Annotated in this window: 16 protein-coding genes and 1 riboswitch; of the genes, 9 read left to right on the top strand and 7 right to left on the bottom strand. The window is 73.4% G+C overall.

Annotation, left to right across the window (positions count from 1 at the left end):
* Positions 1–53 precede the first annotated feature (53 nt).
* On the bottom strand, positions 54–470 hold the full coding sequence (locus AB0F71_RS32890; RefSeq protein WP_360242356.1) for a DUF3037 domain-containing protein: 417 nt from the start codon (positions 468–470) through the stop codon (positions 54–56).
* Positions 467–1222 carry a HipA family kinase gene (locus tag AB0F71_RS32885; RefSeq protein WP_360242353.1) on the bottom strand — a complete coding sequence of 252 codons (756 nt, stop codon included), beginning with the start codon at positions 1220–1222 and terminating at the stop codon, positions 467–469. Before AB0F71_RS32885 ends, AB0F71_RS32890 begins: the two co-directional genes overlap by 4 nt.
* 204 nt (positions 1223–1426) lie before the next feature.
* On the opposite strand from AB0F71_RS32885, the gene AB0F71_RS32880 reads away from it, so the two are divergent.
* Entirely contained in the window at positions 1427–2785 is a 1359-nt protein-coding gene (locus AB0F71_RS32880) for an NAD(P)/FAD-dependent oxidoreductase (RefSeq protein WP_360242350.1), read from the top strand.
* A gap of 112 nt (positions 2786–2897) precedes the next feature.
* Here AB0F71_RS32880 and AB0F71_RS32875 read toward each other — a convergent pair whose 3' ends face one another.
* Both AB0F71_RS32875 and AB0F71_RS32870 read right to left on the bottom strand, forming a co-directional pair.
* Positions 2898–4100 (bottom strand): GDSL-type esterase/lipase family protein, encoded by a 1203-nt coding sequence (locus AB0F71_RS32875; protein WP_360242347.1) that lies wholly within the window; start codon positions 4098–4100, stop codon positions 2898–2900.
* Between the two features lie 156 nt (positions 4101–4256).
* A complete protein-coding gene (locus tag AB0F71_RS32870) occupies positions 4257–5594 on the bottom strand; it encodes an aminotransferase class I/II-fold pyridoxal phosphate-dependent enzyme (RefSeq protein WP_360242344.1) in 1338 nt (445 codons plus the stop codon).
* A gap of 34 nt (positions 5595–5628) precedes the next feature.
* On the opposite strand from AB0F71_RS32870, the gene AB0F71_RS32865 reads away from it, so the two are divergent.
* The 6 genes from AB0F71_RS32865 (at position 5629) to AB0F71_RS32840 (ending at position 11343) form a co-directional block, all read left to right on the top strand.
* Positions 5629–6303 (top strand): pyridoxamine 5'-phosphate oxidase family protein, encoded by a 675-nt coding sequence (locus AB0F71_RS32865; RefSeq protein WP_360242342.1) that lies wholly within the window; start codon positions 5629–5631, stop codon positions 6301–6303.
* Between the two features lie 13 nt (positions 6304–6316).
* Entirely contained in the window at positions 6317–7036 is a 720-nt protein-coding gene (locus AB0F71_RS32860; protein WP_360242339.1) for an FMN-binding negative transcriptional regulator, read from the top strand.
* Between the two features lie 113 nt (positions 7037–7149).
* The gene (locus AB0F71_RS32855; protein ID WP_360242336.1) at positions 7150–8562 is read left to right on the top strand and encodes a sugar porter family MFS transporter; all 1413 of its coding nucleotides are present in this window, start codon (positions 7150–7152) and stop codon (positions 8560–8562) included.
* Between the two features lie 75 nt (positions 8563–8637).
* The gene (locus AB0F71_RS32850) at positions 8638–9339 is read left to right on the top strand and encodes an alpha/beta fold hydrolase (RefSeq protein WP_360242333.1); all 702 of its coding nucleotides are present in this window, start codon (positions 8638–8640) and stop codon (positions 9337–9339) included.
* Between the two features lie 93 nt (positions 9340–9432).
* A complete protein-coding gene (locus AB0F71_RS32845; RefSeq protein WP_360242330.1) occupies positions 9433–10707 on the top strand; it encodes an MFS transporter in 1275 nt (424 codons plus the stop codon).
* 99 nt (positions 10708–10806) lie between these two features.
* Positions 10807–11343: an HAD domain-containing protein gene (locus tag AB0F71_RS32840; protein ID WP_360242327.1), complete on the top strand. Its 537-nt coding sequence runs from the start codon at positions 10807–10809 to the stop codon at positions 11341–11343.
* Here the strand turns inward: AB0F71_RS32840 and AB0F71_RS32835 are convergent.
* Together AB0F71_RS32835 and AB0F71_RS32830 are read right to left on the bottom strand one after the other, a co-directional pair.
* Entirely contained in the window at positions 11321–12109 is a 789-nt protein-coding gene (locus AB0F71_RS32835) for a CPBP family intramembrane glutamic endopeptidase (RefSeq protein ID WP_360242324.1), read from the bottom strand. The two genes, AB0F71_RS32840 and AB0F71_RS32835, sit on opposite strands and share 23 nt — an antisense overlap.
* Before the next feature lie 76 nt (positions 12110–12185).
* On the bottom strand, positions 12186–13691 hold the full coding sequence (locus AB0F71_RS32830) for a glutamate--cysteine ligase (RefSeq protein WP_360242321.1): 1506 nt from the start codon (positions 13689–13691) through the stop codon (positions 12186–12188).
* Between the two features lie 375 nt (positions 13692–14066).
* On the opposite strand from AB0F71_RS32830, the gene AB0F71_RS32825 reads away from it, so the two are divergent.
* Both AB0F71_RS32825 and AB0F71_RS32820 read left to right on the top strand, forming a co-directional pair.
* Complete coding sequence (locus AB0F71_RS32825; RefSeq protein ID WP_360242318.1) at positions 14067–14639, top strand: hypothetical protein; 573 nt, start codon at positions 14067–14069, stop codon at positions 14637–14639.
* Positions 14640–15046: 407 nt separating this feature from the next.
* Positions 15047–15238, top strand: a complete 192-nt coding sequence (locus AB0F71_RS32820) for a DUF5999 family protein (protein WP_360242315.1) — start codon at positions 15047–15049, stop codon at positions 15236–15238.
* Between the two features lie 155 nt (positions 15239–15393).
* On the opposite strand, the gene gcvP is transcribed toward AB0F71_RS32820, so the two are convergent.
* Entirely contained in the window at positions 15394–18294 is a 2901-nt protein-coding gene (gene gcvP, locus AB0F71_RS32815; RefSeq protein WP_360242312.1) for an aminomethyl-transferring glycine dehydrogenase, read from the bottom strand.
* A gap of 236 nt (positions 18295–18530) precedes the next feature.
* A riboswitch (glycine riboswitch) is annotated at positions 18531–18634 on the bottom strand.
* Positions 18635–18786 lie beyond the last annotated feature (152 nt).

The following is an 18786-nucleotide window of genomic DNA, read 5'->3' as shown; positions in this document are numbered from 1 at the left end:
GTCGGCGAGCCACCTCACAGCCACCCGTTCGGGGCCGGGGCGCAGCGGCGGGGTCAGAGCACCAGCTGGTCGAACAGCCGCCGCAGCTCGGCCTCCGGGTCCGCGGTCAGCCCGGTGTGCACCGGCCCCGGCTGGACGACGGCGCTGCGCGGCGCCGTCAGCCAGCGGAACCGCTGCCCGGGGCTGTCCGCGGCCGCCGGACCGGCCTGCGGCCCGCCCAGGCAGACCGCCTCGATCCCCTGCAACGCCCGGCGCACCCCCTGGACGTCCGCGACCGGGTCCAGCGCCAGCAGCCGGGCCTGGTCCAGGTGGGTCCGCGCGCCCAGGTGGGCACTCTTCCGGCAGTACAGCAGCACCCCGACGTTCACGCACTCACCCCGCTCGACCCGCGGCACCGCCCTGATCACGGCGTACTCGTAGTCGTGCAGCTCCACGACGGCCGGCAGCGCGGCCGGCAGCGGCTCGGTCATGCGGACACCTCCGGCAGCCAGTCCCGCGGACCGGCCAGTCGCGCGGTCAGCTGGGCGCGGTACGCGGCGCGCACGTCCTCGGGCGAGTCGAAACCGAACTCGTCCACCAGCCACACCTCGGGAATCCGCGCCACCGCCGCCTCGACGGCCTCCTCCGCGATCGGCGCGAGCGCCTTGTCCGCCGCCGCCAGGTCCGGCCGGGCGCGCAGCAGCGCATGGTCGGAGGCGTCGTACGGGCGGCGCGCCCAGCCCGCGGCACCGGCCCAGTTGTGGTGGAAGATCAGGCTCGCGCCGTGGTCGATCAGGCGCAGCCCGCCGGTCGCCACCAGCAGGTTGGGGTTGCGCCAGGACCGGTCGACGTTGCCGATCAGCGCGTCGAACCAGAGCACCTGCCCGGCCAGTTCGGGGTCCACCTCGAAGCAGAGCGGGTCGAAGTTCAGTGCCCCGCTGACGAAGGCCATCCCGAGGTTGGTCCCGCCGCTGGCCCGCATCTGGTCCTGGATCTGGTGGTCCGGCTCGCTGCGCGCGAGCACCGGGTCCAGGTCGACGGTCACCAGCTCCGGTACCGGCAGGCCCAGCCGCCGCCCCAGCTCGCCGGCCAGCACCTCCGCGACCAGCGCCTTCCGGCCCTGCGCGGCGCCGACCCATTTCAGCGCGTACAGCCGCCGGTCGTCGGCCTCGACCAGGCCCGGCATCGAGCCGCCTTCTCGCAGTGGCGTCACGTACCGGATCGCCGTCACCTCGGGGAGCACGACCGACAGCCTATCGGTGCCCCGCCCCGCCCCCGTACGCACCGGTCCGCGCCTCCCGCCCCGCCCCGGCCCCCGACCTGAACCCCCATCCGCCCCTCCTCCCCCCTCCGCCCCACCCCGGTGGCAGCCCCCGCTGCTCCGTGCGAGTGTGGCGGACAGTAATGGGGGCCTTCCGGTACGACCTGTACGGCAAAGGGATGAGCGATGGAACGACCTCGGATCCTGATCGTGGGCGGTGGCTTCGCAGGCCTGGAGTGCGCCCGCCGCCTCGAACGCAAGCTCTCGCCGTCGGAGGCCGAGATCACGCTGGTCACGCCGTTCAGCTACCAGCTCTACCTCCCCCTCCTCCCCCACGTCGCGGCCGGCGTCCTCACCCCCCAATCTGTGGCGGTCTCCCTGCGCCGGAGCCTGCGCCGCACCCACATCGTCCCCGGCGGCGCCATCGGCGTGGACCCGGCCTCCCGGGTGTGCGTGGTCCGCAAGATCACCGACGAGGTGGTCGCGCAGAAGTACGACGCCCTGGTGCTCGCCCCCGGAAGCGTCACCCGCACCTTCGACATCCCCGGCCTGACCGACTACGCCCGCGGCATGAAGACGCTCGCCGAGGCGGCCTACGTCCGTGACCACGTGATCGCCCAACTCGACCTCGCCTCGGCCACCCTGGACCAGCGCGAGCGCGAGTCCCGGCTGCAGTTCGTGGTGGTCGGCGGCGGCTACGCGGGCACCGAGACGGCCGCCTGCCTGCAACGCCTCACCACCGCCGCCGCCCGCCGCTACCCGCGCCTGGACGCCCGCCAGATCAAGTGGCACCTGATCGACATCGCCCCCAAGCTGATGCCCGAACTGGGCGACGCCCTCGGCACGGCGGCCCTGGAGGTGCTGCGCGGCCGCGGCATCGAGGTGTCGCTGGGCGTCTCGGTGGCCGAAGTCGGCGCCGAGACGGTCAAGTTCACCGACGGCCGGGTGATCCCCTGCCGCACCCTGATCTGGACGGCCGGTGTGGCCGCGAGCCCGCTGATCGGCACCCTGGACGCGGAGACGGTCCGCGGCCGGCTCGCGGTGACGGCGGAGATGCGGGTGCCGCAGTTCGAGGGCGTGTTCGCGCTCGGCGACGCGGCCGCCGTCCCCGACCTGGCCAAGGGCGACGGCGCGGTCTGCCCGCCGACCGCCCAGCACTCGGCCCGCCAGGGCCGCGCGGTGGCCGACAACGTGATCGCCTCGCTGCGCAGCCAGCCGCTGGCGCCGTACTACCACAAGGACCTCGGCCTGGTGGTCGACCTCGGCGGCAAGGACGCGGTGTCCAAGCCGGTGGGCATCGAACTGCGCGGTGTGCCGGCCCAGTTGGTGGCCCGCGGTTACCACCTGATGGCGATGCGCACCAATGCGGCGAAGTTCCGGGTGGGGGCGAACTGGCTGCTCAACGCGACCGCCGGGGACGACTTCGTCCGCACCGGCTTCCTGGCCCGCCAGCCCGCCCGACTGCAGGACTTCGAGTACACCGACGCCTATCTGACGAAGGATCAGGTCCGCGCCCACGCCCAGTCCCTGCTCGCCAAGGGCTGAGCCGGGAACTGAGTCAAGGGCTGAGCCGAGCACCGACCGGAGCAGCGCACCGAGCACCGCACCGCCGCCCCCCGCCCGCACACTCCGGGCGAGGGGCGGCGGCACGCCCGCCTCACTCCGCCGTCAGGTACATCCCGCTCGCGTCCCGCCCGGCCGTGTTGTTGCACGCGTAGTTGCCGCTCGGCCGGGTCCACAGCTGCCCCAGACACGCGCCCAGCGCCTGCTGCCCGTAGTAGTTGGGGTGCATCGACTCCTGGAGCGCGCCCTGGCTGGTGTTGAGGCCGCCGTCCAGGAAGCGCGCCCACTCGCTGGTGGTCGCGGACGGGCCGGAGCCCGCACTCGGCTGCCGCGCGGCGGTGGAGCACACCTCACGGCCCTGGAGCATGTTGGAGAGGTCCAGGAACTGCGCCCCCTTTGCGGCCGCGACCCCCGCCAGCGCCTTGGAGATCTGCGGCACCATCGAGTCGCGCGCCCAGTCGGCGTCCCCGTCCCAGAACGGGCAGCCGCCGGTGTCCGACCGGCTCCAGCCGCTCTCCGGGTAGCGCATCTCGGCGCTGCGCGGGATCGGCGAGGGGTAGGACTGGAGCACCAGCCGGTAGTCGGAGCGCGCGTAGCCCGCGTTGGTCATGACGGCCCGGATCTCGTCGATCGCCTTGCCCACCCCGGCCATCGCGGCGGGCATCTTGGAGTCGATCTGGGACTGCGCCGAGCTGTGGCAGTACGAGTACCAGATCAGGTAGTCCTGCACGCAGTTGGAGATGATCCCGGAGAAGCCGAGGTCGTTGCCGCCGATCGACAGCGTGATCAGCTTGACGTTGTTCTGGGCCGCCACGGTGGCGAGTTGGTCGGCCTGCGGGGCCTCGCCCTTGAGGGACTGCCCGCCGTTGGCGGCGCGGAAGACATTGCCGGTGACGGCGCCCGAGCAGGCCAGGTTGATCTGCTTCTGGGCGACGCCCTGGGCGCCGAGCACCTCGGCGACGTCGGAGCGGTCGCACCCGCTGGCCGCCGTCGCGCCGTAGACCAGTGAGGGGTCGTACGAACTGCCGTTCCAGGCGCGGTCGGTGCCGGTCCGGTTCCCGCCGGAGTCAGCCGAGTTGCCCTTCCAACGGCCGGCCTCGCCGGAGATGTAGCTGTCGCCGAGCGTGACGCTCGCGGTCGGTCCGGCGGGCACGGCGGCCGGCGCGGCCGGGGCCGCCGAGGCGGGCGCGGCGAGGGCCAGCCCCGCCAGGGTCAGCGGCAGGGCGGCGGCTGCGGTGAGCAGTCGACGGCCGAGTCCAGGGGTGCTGCTGGTGCGGCTCGAACTGTTTTCGGGCACGGCGGAACTCCTGCGGCTCGGTCTCCCCGCGGGATGGGGGCGGGAAGACGCGTACGTGAGGGAAGGCCGCCGGCCGGTGGCGCACGAAAGATGGCATGGCCGCGCCGGTTACCGCTAGGTACGTGCAGCAGGTTTCCCGCTTCGTTACCGACGGGTTCAGACCAGCCGGGTGTCGGCACCGCCCGTTCCCAGGACCGCTGCCAGATCGCCGGCCAGCTCTTTTGCGCCCGCCCGGTCGAGTCCCGCGACGGTGAACCGCAGCCCGGGCGGCGACTGGATCCGGTACCGGGCCCCGGGCGCCGCGACCCAGCCGCGCTGCACCAGGGCGGCCAGCGCCGAGGTCTCGTCCGGCACCGGCACCCAGACGTTCAGCCCGCTCGCCCCGTGCGCCTCGATGCCGCGCGCCGCCAGCTCCGTCAGCAGCGCGTCCCGCCGCTCCCGGTAGGCGGCGGCCACGCTCGCGGCCGGCGCCGCGTCGGCGCGCCACAGCTCGGCGACGGTGCGCTGCAGCAGGTGGCTGACCCAGCCCGCGCCGAGCCGCAGCCGCCCGGCGACCCGCCCGACCGTCTCCTCGTCGCCGACCATCACCGACACCCGCAGGTCCGGCCCGTACGCCTTGGCCGCCGAGCGCACCACCGCCCAGTGCCGCGGCCCCGCGCCGACCAGCGGCCGGTACGGCTGGTCGACGATGCCGTGCCCGTGGTCGTCCTCGATCAGCAGCACCCCGGGGTACTCGGCCAGGACGGCCCGCAGCGCCGCGGCCCGCGCCTCGCCGAGCGCCGCACCCGTCGGGTTCTGCGCCCGGCTGGTCACCACCACCGCACGGGCCCCGTCGGCCAGCGCCGCGGCCAGCGAGTCCGGCAGCGGCCCCTCGTCGTCCAGCCGTACGGGCAGCGGGCGCAGCCCCATCGCGGGCAGCAGGTCGAGCAGGCTGCCCCAGCCCGGGTCCTCGACCGCCACCGCGTCGCCGGGGCGCAGCCAGGCGACGAGCGTGCGCTCGATGGTGTCCAGTGCGCCGGAGGCGACGGCGATCGGGCCGCCGGGCAGTCCGTCGGCCTCGAAGGAGCTGCGGGCGAGTTCGAGCAGCCCTGGGTCGATCCGCGACTGCCCGTACAGCACGGGCTCGGCCCTGGCGGCCTCGGCGGCGGCCGCGAGGGCGGGGGCGAGATCGGGCAGCAGCGCCGGGTCGGGGTTGCCGGTGGAGAGGTCGCGGGCGCGTTCGGGAACCGGGATGCGGATCTGGTCGCGGGTGGTGAGCGCGGGCCGGGGCAGGATCCGGCTGCCCTTGCGGCCGGCCGTCTCGATCACGCCGCGGTCGCGCAGCAGCCGGTAGGCGGCGGCCACCGTGTTGGGGTTGACGCCGAGTTCGACCGCGAGCTCGCGCAGCGGGGGCAGCGGGGTTCCGGGCGCGAGCTGTCCGCTGCTCACGCCCTGTTCGATGTGGGCCGCGATTTCGCTGGCGCGTCGCCCTTTCAGCGGATAGTCTCCTAGCACAAAGCAGATTATGCACTAGTACATAGAGGTTGTCATGTCGACCACGCCGACGAACACCGAGAGCACCGACTACGCCCGGACCCCGCGCACCACCCCCACCCGCTACAAGGACCGCGCCACCTGGGAACGGGAGGCGATCCACGCCATCCTCGACGAGGCCTACCTCTGCCACCTCGGCTTCGTCGTCGACGGCGCCCCGGTCGTCCTGCCCACGGTCTTCGCCCGGGTCGGCAGCCGGCTCTACGTCCACGGCTCCACCGGCAGCCGCCCGCTGCGCGGCGCCGCCGACGAGCAGGGCCTCCAGGTCTGCGTCACGGTCACCCACGTCGACGCCCTGGTGCTGACCAAGTCCGCGTTCAACCACTCGGTGAACTTCCGCTCGGTGGTCGCCCACGGCACCGCGTACCAGGTCACCGACCCCGAGGAGCTGGACGTCGCGCTGGCCGCGCTGGTCGACCAGGTCGTCCCCGGCCGCTCCGGCGAGATCCGCCCGGCCAACCCCAAGGAGCTCGCCGCCACCGCCGTGATCCGGCTGGAACTGGATGAGGTCTCGGCGAAGACCCGCTCGGACGACGCCGGCGACGACCCGGCCGACGCCGACCTGCCGTACTGGTCCGGCCTCGTCCCGGTCAGCACCGCCTACGGCGCCCCCGAGCCGCACGACCCGACCATCCCGCTGCCCGCGCACATGCGCCGCTACCCCCGCTGAGGAAGGCCCTCCGATGCTGATCAGGTCCTGGGACCGCGGCGACGAGGAGGAGTGGCGCGCCTGGCTGGCCGAGGGCCGCGACTTCGGCCTGCTCGCCGCCAACGGCGGCCCCGACGAGGGCCCGGTGCTCGTCCCCACCCACTTCCTGCTGGACGAGGAGCGCGCCGAGATCCTGCTCCACCTCGCCGCGCCCAATCCGCTGCTGGCCGCCGTCCGCGCCGACCCGAACGTCACCCTGGCGGTCACCGACGGCTACGCCTTCGCCCCCGGCCACTGGCGCGGCGAGCCCGGCACGCCCACCAGCTACTACGCCTCGGTGCACTTCCACTGCACCGCCGAGGTGGTGGAGTCCGCCGAGGGCAAGGCGGAGATCCTCAACCGCCAGCTGGCGCACTTCCAGCCGGAGACCCCCGAGGTCCGGGTGGTCCCCGGCGGGACGGAGTTCGGCCGGCTGCTGCCCGGCCTGCGCGGGCTCCGCCTGACGGTCCGCGAGGTGCGCGCCAAGTTCAAGTACGACGACAAGAAGCCGGCCGCCGAGCAGGCCGCGATCGCCGGGCGCCTGGCCGCCCGCGCGGACGCCCCCGCGCTCCGCCGTGACCAGGACGCCGCCGCCCGCGCCCAGTTGCTGCGACGCCACCAACGGCGCCAGGAACGGCGCCAGCAGCAGCGCACAGAACGGCTCACCGAACGGCGCACGGAGCGGCGCACGACCACCGCGCGCGCCGCCGACTGACTCCGTTTCACCCGATCGGTCCCCAACTCGGGCGGGGCGGCCGCCGCGCTGCTCGAATGTGAGACGAGTCCTGCCCAGCCGTCGGGGCGGGCCCGTCCACCCGGGGAGCGCGCGTGTCCACAATCCACCACCAGCGGGCCTCCGGCGAGGCCCACCTCGGGCACGTGATCTTCATCTCGGCGGCCGCCGCGATGGGCGGCTTCCTGTTCGGCTACGACAGCGCCGTGATCAATGGCGCCGTGACGGGCATCCAGAAGCACTTCGCGGTGGGCCACGGCACCACCGCCTTCGTGGTGGCCATCGCGCTGCTCGGCTCGGCCGCCGGCGCGGTGGTCGCCGGCCGGCTGGCCGACCACCTCGGCCGGGTGCGCACCATGCTGCTGGCCGCCGTGCTGTTCGCGGCCAGCGGCATCGGCTCGATGTTCCCGCCGAACATCGAGGCCCTCGCCACCTGGCGCGTGGTCGGCGGCGTCGCGATCGGCATCGCCTCGGTGATCGCGCCGACCTACATCGCCGAGGTCGCGCCGACCGCCTACCGCGGCCGGCTCGCCTCCTTCCAGCAGATGGCGATCGTGCTCGGCATCACCATCTCCCAGCTCGCCAACTACGCGCTCAACCAGGCCGCCGGCGGCGAGTCCACCGGCCATCTCGGCGGCATCCAGGCCTGGCAGTGGATGCTCGGCGTCGAGACCGTCCCGGCGCTGGTCTACGGGCTGATGGCGCTCTCCATCCCGGAGTCGCCGCGCTTCCTGATCGCCGACCACCGCGAGGAGCAGGCCCGCAAGGTGCTGGTCGAGGTCGAGGGCGAGGGCGTCGACCTGGACGCCCGGGTCGCCGAGATCCGCGCGGTGCTGGAGTCCACCCACAAGCCCCGGCCCAAGGACCTGCTCGGCGGCCGCTTCGGCCTGCTGCCGATCGTCTGGATCGGCATCGGCGCCTCGGTGTTCCAGCAGTTCGTCGGCATCAACGTGATCTTCTACTACTCGTCCTTCCTCTGGCAGTCGGTCGGCATCAACGAGTCCAACTCGCTGCTGATCAGCCTCTCCACCTCGATCATCAACGTGATCGGCACGGTGATCGCGATGGCCCTGGTGGACCGGATCGGCCGCAAGCCGCTCGCCCTGGCCGGCTCGATCGGCATGGCGGCCGCACTGTCCACCGCCGCCTGGGCGTTCTCCTACCGGCACGGCACCGGCGACACCGCGACCCTGGACAACACCCACGCCACCGCCGCCCTGGTCGCCGCCCACGTGTTCGTGCTCTGCTTCGCCTTCTCCTGGGGCGTGGTGGTCTGGGTGCTGCTCGGCGAGATGTTCCCCAACCGGATCCGGGCGCTGGCCCTGTCGGTCGCGGCCTCGGCCCAGTGGATCGCCAACTGGGCGATCACGGTCAGCTTCCCGGACCTCGCCGACTGGAACCTCTCCGCGACGTACATCATCTACGCGGCCTTCGCGCTGCTCTCGATCCCGTTCGTGGCCTTCTGCATCAAGGAGACCAAGGGCCGCGCCCTGGAGGAGATGGGCTGACCGGCCGTACCCTCCCGCTCCCCCCGCCGCACCCGGCCCGACCCGCCGAACGGCCCGACCCACCGAGAGGAAGCCATGCCTGACCAGGGCGGTCCTCGGCAGAACGTCAGCTTCCCGAGCAACGGCCGCACCGCACACGGGTACCTGGCCCGCCCTCCGCAGGGCGTCGGACCGGGCCTGGTGGTGGTGCAGGAGTGGTGGGGGCTCACCTCGCACATCGCGGACATGGCCGACCGCTTCGCCGCCGAGGGCTTCACCGTGCTGGCCCCCGACCTCTTCGGCGGCACCACCACCCACGACCGCGCCGAGGCGGCCCGGCTCAAACGCGAACTCCCGGTCGAACGGGCCGTCGAGGACCTCGGCGGCGCCGTCGACCACCTGCTGGCGCTGGACGGCGTGGTCGGCGACGCGGTCGGCGTGGTCGGCTTCTGCATGGGCGGCGGCTTCGCCCTGATGCTGGCGGCCCGGGCCGGCGACGCGGTGGCCGCCGTGGTCCCCTTCTACGGCCTCCCGGCGGATCCGGACTTCGACTACCGCGGCCTCACCGCCCACGTCCTCGGCCACTTCGGCGAACTCGACGGCTCGATCCCGATGACCGCCGTGGACGAGGCGGCGATCCGGATCGGCGAGGCCACCGACGTCCGCCCCGAGATCCACTTCTACCCGGCCGGGCACGCCTTCATGAACGACGAGAACCTGCTGGGCACCTACGACGCCCTCCAGGCCAGGATCGCCTGGCGCCGCACCCTCACCTTCCTCTGGGGCCACCTGGGCTGACGCCCCGCCCCACCGGCCGCGGCGCCCCGCCCCGACCGGTTCGGGTGCGAAATTCGGATGACACCGCTACGGACTCCGGCCATAGTCACCCGGGTGCCGACCCCACACCCCCGCCGCCTCACCTGGGCGAGCCGCAACTTCCGCATCCAGACCGCCGCCACCGTGATCAGCGGCCTCGGCAACGCCGGGGCCCCCATCGCGACCGCCTTCGCCGTCCTCGGCAACGGCGGCGGCGCCACCGAGGTGGGCTACGTCACCGCCGCACGGCTGCTGCCCACCGTGCTGTTCCTGCTGGTCGGCGGCACCCTCGCCGACCGGCTGCCGCGCCACCACGTGATGGTCGCCGCCAACCTGTTCAGCGGCGCCTCCCAGGCCGTCCTGGCCGCCCTGGTGCTGGCCGGGAACGTCCAGCTGTGGCAGCTGCTGGTGCTCTCGGCCGCCGGCGGCGCCGGCTACGCCCTCTACTCCCCCGCGGCCGGCGGCATGATCATGCAGGCCGTCCCCCAGGAGCACGCCGCCCGCGCCTTCGCGGTCTTCCGGATGGGCCTGAACGCCTCCCAGATCGGCGGCGCCGCCCTCGGCGGGGCACTCACCGCCGCGGTCGGCCCCGGCTGGGTGCTCGCGCTGGACGCCCTCTGCTTCCTGATCGCCGCCTCGCTGCGCTTCTTCCTGGAGCCCGAGTCCGCGCCCGCCCCCTCCGGCGGCGGCATGCTGCGCGACCTGCGCGAGGGCTGGCGGGAGTTCTCCTCCCGCCGCTGGCTGTGGGTGGTCGTGCTGCAGTTCGCCGTGGTGGTGGCCTGCATCAACACCGTCGAGTCGGTGTACGGGCCGACGGTGGCCGACGAACGCCTGGGCGGCGCGGGCGCCTGGGGCGCGGCGATGTCCGCGTACGGCGTCGGCCTGGTCGTCACCGGCCTGCTGATGGCCCGTTGGCGCCCCCGCCGGATCCTGCTGGTCGGCAACTGGGGCGTGTTCCTGTTCGGCGCCCCGGCCCTCGCCCTGGCCGCCGGCGCCCCGCTGCCGCTGCTGATCGCCGCGATGTTCGTGTCCGGGGTCGGTGTCACGGTCTTCGGCGTCAACTGGATGGTCGTGCTCCAGCAGGAGATCCCGGAGGAGATGTTCTCCCGGGTCTCCGCGTACGACGAGCTCGGCTCCTACTCGCTGGCCCCGGTCGGCACCGCGCTGGCCGGCCCGGCCGCGGCCGTACTCGGCCTGTCCGGCGCGCTGTGGGCCTGCGCCGCGCTGTGCCTGCTGCTGAGCGCCGTCGTCCTGATCGACCCGCAGATCCGCCGGCTCTCCCGCCGCGACCCGCGCGGAAGCACCCCGGACGCACCGGTGCCCGCCGGAGAACCCGCGCCCGCGCCGTGAGCGCCCTGTGCGCCCCGCGTGCGCCCGCCGGAAAGCAACCATCGGGGCCGACGGTTCGTCCGACCGGGTAGGTAGATCCATCCACTTGGGGGCCCACCGGTGCCGAAGCCACTGCTGTTCCTGGACGTCGACGGGGTGCTGAACCCGGTCTGTCCGCATCCGGACGCCGGGTTCGACGCCCACACCCTGCTCGGCTACGCCGTCCTGCTCTCCGCCGAGCACGGTGCCTGGCTGCGCGAACTCGCCGGGACGTACGAGCTGGTCTGGGCCACCACCTGGGAGGAGCACGCCAACACCCACATCGCCCCGGCGATCGGCCTGGACCCGCTGCCCTTCGTCCGCTTCACCGGGTACGTCCCCCAACCCGGCGACCCGCACGTCCCGTTGATGCAGCTGTTCTCGGCCCGCAAGTGGGCCCCGCTGCTGCGCTACGCCGAGGGCCGCCCGTTCGCCTGGGTGGACGACGTCATCCCGTCCCGGCTGGTCCGCCGCTCGCAGTGGCGCCGGGACCGCCTGCTGCTGCCGATCGACCCCGGCCAGGGCCTGGAGCGCCGGCACGTCGACCGGCTGCTCGCCCGCCCGCCGCGCAGCCATTCCCTGCCGGGATCACCGGTCACGGGGTCGGCAGCCAGCTGACGTGCCCGGCGAGCAGCGCGTACCCGACGAAGGCCACCGTGTCGATCAGCGCGTGCGCCGCCACCAGCGGCATCACCCGGCCCCAGCGCCGGTACAGCAGGCAGAACACCGCCCCCATCACCATGTTGCCGACCAGCCCGCCGACCCCCTGGTACAGGTGGTACGAGCCGCGCAGCACCGAGCTGGCCGCCACCACCGCCGGCCACGACCATCCCTGCTGCCCCAGGCGGCGCAGCAGGTAGCCGAGGACGACGACCTCCTCCAGGATGGCGTTCTGCCAGGCCGACAGCACCAGCACCGGCACCCGCCACCACACGTCCGGCAGTCCGGAGGGCGCCACCGTCAGGTTGTACCCGGCCGCCTGCGAGGCCAGGTACAGCGCCAGCCCGGAGCCGCCGATCGCCGCCGCGACGGCCGCGCCCCGGCCGAGGTCGCGCAGCTTCTCCCGCAGGTCGAAGCCCAGCACCCGCAGCGAGGTGCCCTCGCGCACCAGCAGGTAGCCGACCAGCACCACCGGCATCAGCCCGCGCCCGATGTAGTACAGCTGCCAGACCAGGTCCAGCCAGGGCCGCCCGGGCGCGCGCGAGCCGTTCAGGGTGGCGACCTGCTGCCCGAGCTGGAGCGGTGCGGTGAGCGAGCCCGCGAAGCTGATCAGCGCGCTGATCCCGCTGGCTCCGAGCGAGAGGCCGAGGACGACCAGCAGTTCCACGCCGAGCAGGCGTCGGTCGGGCTGCGCGGTCTCCGGCGCGGTCGGGCGGGTCGTCACGGGTGCTCCAGCGGACGGACGGTCGCCCCGGTCGTCGGCCGACGACCGGGGCGATCATCCTGACACAGCGGCGGGCTCAGCCCACCGGCCAGGTGTGCACCGGTTCGCCGCCGCGCATGTGCTCGGCGTAGCGCCTGGTCATCGCGGCGAGCGCGGCCGGGCGGTCCATGCCGTACTGCTCGCGCAGCCGGTGGAAGGTGGCGCTCTGCCAGGCGGCGCCGTTGGTGCGGCGCAGGCAGCGCTGCTCGATGATCCCCAGGTAACGGTCCCGGTCGGCGGGCTCCACGCCCCACTCGTCCAGCCCCTGGTAGGCCATCGGCAGCAGTTCGTTGAGCACCAGGTCGACCGCCGACACCGTCTGCAGCCCGCCGCCGCGGCCGGCCCGGCCGGGGCGCGGCCACTGGAACACCGCGTCGATGCCGTACCGGGCGCCCTGGCGGAAGTTCTCGTCCGCCCGCTCGAACGGCAGCCGGGTCCAGACCGGCCGGGGCTGCTCGGCGAGCACCCGCACCAGCCCGTAGTAGAAGGCGGCGTTGGCCAGTGTGTCGGCCACCGTCGGCCCGGCCGGCAGCGCCCGGTTCTCCACCCGGAGGTGCGCGACCCCGCCGGAGACGTCGTACACCGGGCGGTTCCAGCGGTAGATGGTGCCGTTGTGCAGCCGCATCTCGGCGAGCCTGGGCGCACCGCCGGAGGCCAGCACCTTGAGCGGGTCCTCGTCGTCGCAGATCGGCAGCAGCGCCGGGAAGTAGCGCAGGTTCTCCTCGAACAGGTCGTACGCCGAGTCCACCCAGCGCTCGCCGAACCAGGTGATCGGGCGCACGCCCTGGGCCTTGAGCTCCGCCGAACGGGTGTCACAGGCCTGCTGGAAGAGCACCGGACGGGTCTCCCGCCACAGCTCCCGCCCGAACAGGAAGGGGGAGTTGGCGCCGAGCGCGAGCTGCGGCCCGCAGATCGCCTGGGCGGCGTTCCACACCGAGGAGAACCGCTGCGGGGTCACCTGGAGGTGCAGTTGCAGCGAGGTCGCGGCGGCCTCGGCGACCATCGTGACGGACTCCAGCTGGAGGTGCTCCACGCCCTCGATGTCCAGCGCGATGTCCTCCCCCCGGGCGGCCAGTATCTGGTCGCTGAGCAGGCTGTACCGCTGGTTGTGGCTCATCGCGTCCAGCCCGGTGTGGTCGTTCTCCAGGGTCGGCAGGATGCCCACCATGACGATCCGGGCGCCGGCCTCGGCCGCCTGCCGGTCGGCGTACCGCAGGCCGGTGTCGATCTCCTCGCGCAGTTCCTCGAAGACGTGCCCGCAGAGCCGGTGCGGCACGATGTTGACCTCGATGTTGAACTGGCCCAGTTCGGTCTGGAAGTCGCTGGACCCGATCGCACTCAGCACCTGGGCGTTGCGCATGACCGGCAGGCCCTGTTCGTCGGCCAGGTTGAGCTCGATCTCCAGCCCCATCACGGCCCTCGGCCGGTCGAAGCGGTCCTCGCGCAGCATCCGCCCGAGCGCGTCGAGGCAGGCCTGGAGCTTGAGCCGGTACTGCTGCCGGTCCGCCAGATCCGCCCGTGTCGCCACGACCTTCTCGCCCACGGTCCCCTCCTCCTGAGACACCCGGCCGGTCGACCGTGCCAGCATCATGCCCACCTCGAAGATCGATACCCGAATGCTTGTACTGGCTTGCATTGCAAGGCATCTGACGGTAATTCAGGCCATCTGCAGACTTGCTCGCCGCCACCGCCTGTGATAAACAGATCACCCTGCGCATTTGTTCGATGAACCGCTGAGTTCGCACTGCGCTCCGGCCGGTCCACTCCCGCCCCGAGTCCCTCGTCGAGGGCGGAGACCGCGCCGGCGCCGCGATCCTGCACAACCGGACAAGGCCGGCCCCCGTCACCGTGGACGCACCGAGCCGCGCCGGTATGCCGCACTCGCACGCCGATCTCGCTTGGAGAGGCGGATCCCGCCATGACCCTGCAGACCCCCCAGCCCCCACCGAGTGCCCTGCGCGCGGTCCTCGGCGCACTCGACTCGGAGACCGCGCTGCGCCAGCCCGCCGCCGCCGCGCTACGTCACCCGAACGGCCCACTACTCCCCGCGCACCCGCTCGCGGTACACGTCCTGGACGGCCCGCGCCCCGAGCTGCCGGCCGCCCGGCGCACCGGCTGGCGCTTCCTGATCAAGGACGGCCCGGACGTGGCCGCCGCCGCCGAGGTGGTACAGAGCCCCGAGGGCCACACCTTCTCCCACTTCACCGCCGGCCCGTACCTCTCCTCCACCGTCCGGGCGCTGCGCGAGGCCTGGCAGCTCGCCCAGGGATCCCGCTCCCGCTGCCAGCCCCGACTGCTCACCTTCCCCGGCCAGTACGCCACCGCGCTCTGGCTGCACAGCCCTGACGCCGGCCCGTCCGCCGAACTGCTGATCCCACTGGCCCCGGCCCCGCTCGGCGTCACCGCGCACCGCGCCTACCCGGCCGCCGAACTGCTCCCGCTGCTCGCCCGCGCCCCGCTGGCCGGATCCCTGCTGCTCGGCTCCCCCTGAGGGCACGCCCCGCACCGGCCGTCGGGCACCGCGCCCGACGGCCCTTCGCCGCGCCCACCCCGCCCGCCGCCATCACCCGAACGGCCACCACCCGGACGGGCCATCCGCCATGGCCCGCTCGGGCCAGGCCCCGAGTGGCCCACCGGTGCGCCATTTCTCCCCGGCCCCACCTGAACGGGTGATCTCTGCCCTGGAGTTGTGGCGCATGTCACGAAATCGCTGCGCGCGCGTCCGCAGATGCCGACACTGGGAACCAGCGTGGAAGGACCCCCTGTCCTACCCACTTGAGTGCTGGCCAAACCCGGCCGGCACCCGGACAGGATCCGACCACCACGGCGGCCCCGGACGGCTCGACCTCCGGGGACCGCACCACGGGGAGGATCGCAGAGCGAAGCGAGGGTACGCGTATGTGCCAGCACCGTCCTGAGTGCCCGACGGCCGAGTCCGAGGACCGCGAAGCGGCCGAGCCGGTGGCCTGCCACCCGGAGCAGGGCTGGAGCCTGCTCTGCAACGGCGTCCTGCTGTTCGAGGACACCGGCGAACTGCTGCCCGACGGCCGGGTGATCGCCCCGCGCCGCCCGGTCGCCCACGCGGCCTGAGCCCGGCGGCCCGGCCCGGCCCGACGACTTCAGGGCACGGCGCCCGGCATCACACGAGACACGGCGACCGGCGCAAAGGGCAGGGCCCCGGCAGAAACGTTCTGCCGGGGCCCTGCCCGCTCGCTCACCGCGCGTGTTGCCTACCGCGCGTCCGCTCAGACGCCGTACTCGTCCAGCGGCGGGCAGGAGCAGACCAGGTTGCGGTCACCGTACGCGCCGTCGATCCGGCTCACCGGCGGCCAGTACTTGTCCGCCGGGTTCACACCCGCCGGGAAGACCGCCTCCTGCCGCGAGTAGCCGTGCGCCCAGTCGCCGGCCAGCGCGGCGGCGGTGTGCGGGGCGTTGCGCAGCGGGTTGTCGTCGGCCGCCCACGCGCCCGAGCCGACCTTGTCGATCTCGCCGCGGATCTCGATCATCGCGTCGCAGAACCGGTCGATCTCGTGCAGGTCCTCGGACTCGGTCGGCTCGATCATCAGCGTGCCGGCCACCGGGAAGGACATCGTCGGCGCGTGGAAGCCGTAGTCGATCAGGCGCTTGGCGATGTCGTCCACCGTCACGCCCGTGTCCTTGGTCAGCGGGCGCAGGTCGATGATGCACTCGTGCGCGACCAGCCCGCCCGGGCCGGTGTAGAGCACCGGGAAGTGCGGCGCCAGGCGCTTGGCGATGTAGTTGGCGTTCAGCACCGCGACCTGGGTCGCGCGCTTGAGGCCCTCGCCGCCCATCAGCCGGACGTACGCCCAGGAGATCGGCAGGATCGCCGCCGAACCCCACGGCGCGGCCGAGATCGGGCCGACACCGGTGGCCGGGCCGGCCTCCTCCTGGAGCGGGTGGTTCGGCAGGTACGGCGCCAGGTGGGCGCGCACCGCGACCGGGCCGACGCCCGGGCCGCCGCCGCCGTGCGGGATGCAGAAGGTCTTGTGCAGGTTCAGGTGCGAGACGTCCGCGCCGAACTTGCCCGGCTTGGCCAGGCCGACCAGGGCGTTCAGGTTGGCACCGTCGACGTACACCTGGCCGCCGGCCTCGTGCACCAGGGCGCAGATGTCGGTGATCTGGGTCTCGTACACGCCGTGGGTCGACGGGTAGGTGACCATCAGCACCGACAGGTTGTCGCGGTGCTGCTCGATCTTGGCCTTGAGGTCCTCGACGTCCACGTCGCCGTCGACCAGGGTCTTCACCACGACCACGCGCATGCCGGCCATCACCGCGGAGGCGGCGTTGGTGCCGTGCGCCGAGGACGGGATCAGGCAGACGTCGCGCTGGGTGTCGCCGTTGGCGTGGTGGTAGGCGCGGACGGCCAGCAGGCCGGCCAGCTCGCCCTGGGAGCCGGCGTTCGGCTGGATCGAGACGGCGTCGTAGCCGGTGACCTCGACCAGCTGCTGCTCCAGCTGACGGATCAGGGTCAGGTAGCCCGCGGCCTGGTCGACCGGCGCGAAGGGGTGCAGCTGGCCGAACTCCGGCCAGGTCACCGCCTCCATCTCGGTGGTGGCGTTGAGCTTCATGGTGCAGGAGCCCAGCGGGATCATGCCGCGGTCCAGCGCGTAGTCCCGGTCGGACAGGCGGCGCAGGTAGCGCAGCATGGCGGTCTCCGAGCGGTGGCTGTGGAAGACCGGGTGGGTCAGGTACTCGTCCTCGCGCAGCAGCGCGGCCGGCAGCGCGTCGGCGGCCTCGGCGACCTCGACCGCGGGGACGCCGAACGCGGCCCAGACGCCGGCCAGGTGCTCGCGGGTGGTGGTCTCGTCGGTGGAGACCGAGATCCGGTCCTCGCCGTCCTGGAACACGTTGATGCCGTTGGCGCGGGCGGCGGCGGCGATCTCGGCGGCGCGGCCCGGGACGACGGCGGTGACGGTGTCGAAGAACTCGCCGTGCAGCAGCTGGACGCCGCCGGCCCGCAGGCCCTCGGCGAGGGCGGCGGCGTAGCGGTGGGTGCGGCGGGCGATGTCGGCCAGGCCGTCCGGGCCGTGGTAGACGGCGTACATCGAGGCCATCACGGCGAGCAGCACCTGGGCGGTGCAGATGTTGCTGGTGGCCTTCTCGCGGCGGATGTGCTGCTCACGGGTCTGCAGGGCCAGGCGGTAGGCGCGGTTGCCGTCGGCGTCGACGGAGACGCCGACCAGACGGCCGGGCAGCGAGCGGGCGTACTCGGCGCGCACCGAGAGGTAGCCGGCGTGCGGGCCGCCGAAGCCCATCGGGACGCCGAAGCGCTGCGAGGTGCCGCAGGCGATGTCGGCGCCCAGCGAGCCCGGGGACTTGAGCAGGGTCAGCGCCAGCAGGTCCGCGGCGACGGCGACGATCGCGCCCAGGCCGTGCGCCTGCTCGATCACCGGAGTGAGGTCGCGGACCACGCCGGTGGCGCCCGGGTACTGCAGCAGCACGCCGAAGACGCCGCGCTCGGCGATCTCGGCCGGGATGCCCTCGGACAGGTCGGCGACGACGACCTCGACGCCGGTCGGCACGGCGCGGGTGTTGATCACCGCGACGGTCTGCGGCAGGGTCTCGGCGTCGACCAGGAAGACGCCGCCCTTGACCTTGGTGACACGGCGGGCGAGCGCCATCGCCTCGGCAGCCGCGGTGCCCTCGTCCAGCAGCGAGGAGCCGGAGGTGGGCAGGCCGGTCAGGTCGGAGACCAGGGTCTGGAAGTTGAGCAGGGCCTCCAGGCGGCCCTGCGAGATCTCCGGCTGGTACGGGGTGTACGCGGTGTACCAGGCCGGGTTCTCCATGACGTTGCGCAGGATCACCGGCGGGGTGAAGGTGCCGTAGTAGCCCAGGCCGATCATCGGCTGGAGCACCTGGTTGCGGCCGGCCAGCTCGCGCAGCTCGGCGAGGACCTGGGCCTCGCTACGGCCGGCGGGCAGGTCCAGGGCGGTGATGGAGCGGATCGCCTCGGGAACGGCGGTGGCGGCGAGCTCGTCCAGCGAGCCGTAGCCGACGGAGGCCAGCATCTTCTCCTGCGCGGCGGCGTCGGGGCCGATGTGGCGGTTCTCGAAGGGGCTGGCCAGCTCAAGCTCGGTGAGGGTCGAGGCGCTGGTGTGGCGTCCCGCGTTCGGCTGGGCGTTCATGGTGGTCGAGGCCTCCTGGTCACGGACCGGCGGGGGTGCGCACGCCGGCCGGTCGCGCCGCTGCGGACAGCGGACCGACCTGGGCGGGCGGACCCGTAAGGCCTCCCCCTCTGTCATCGGGACCTGAGAGCTTCGCCCGCACGCCGCGCGGTGGCGCGCCGTCGGCTTGCACCGTCGGTGAGGGTGGTGATCGTCGGCTCCCGCGCCGGCGGTCCTGCCCTGCTTTCCAGAGTGACCTATCCCGCACGGTACGGATGCCTGAGAGATTCCGGGGAGGAGTTGCTCCTTCGGCGCCCCGACCAGCGGTTTTCACTGTCGAGGACTCTCCCGAGCGGGCTCGGCGGTCGCGGCCCAGGGTACCAGCGGGCGGCCTTCCGATCACGGGTGCGTCGGGTCACTCCGGGTCTACGCGCGTCCCCCGGACGGCCCAGCGCGAAGCCCGTCCGGCGCACCCCGGTCGCGCACGTCCGATTGATGGCTTTTGGTGTGAAG

The sequence above is a fragment of the Kitasatospora sp. NPDC028055 genome, from assembly GCF_040637885.1.
In the GTDB taxonomy this organism is placed as follows: domain Bacteria; phylum Actinomycetota; class Actinomycetes; order Streptomycetales; family Streptomycetaceae; genus Kitasatospora.
Note: the sequence above shows the minus strand (reverse complement) of the source record. Positions and strands in the feature narration are given on the sequence as shown.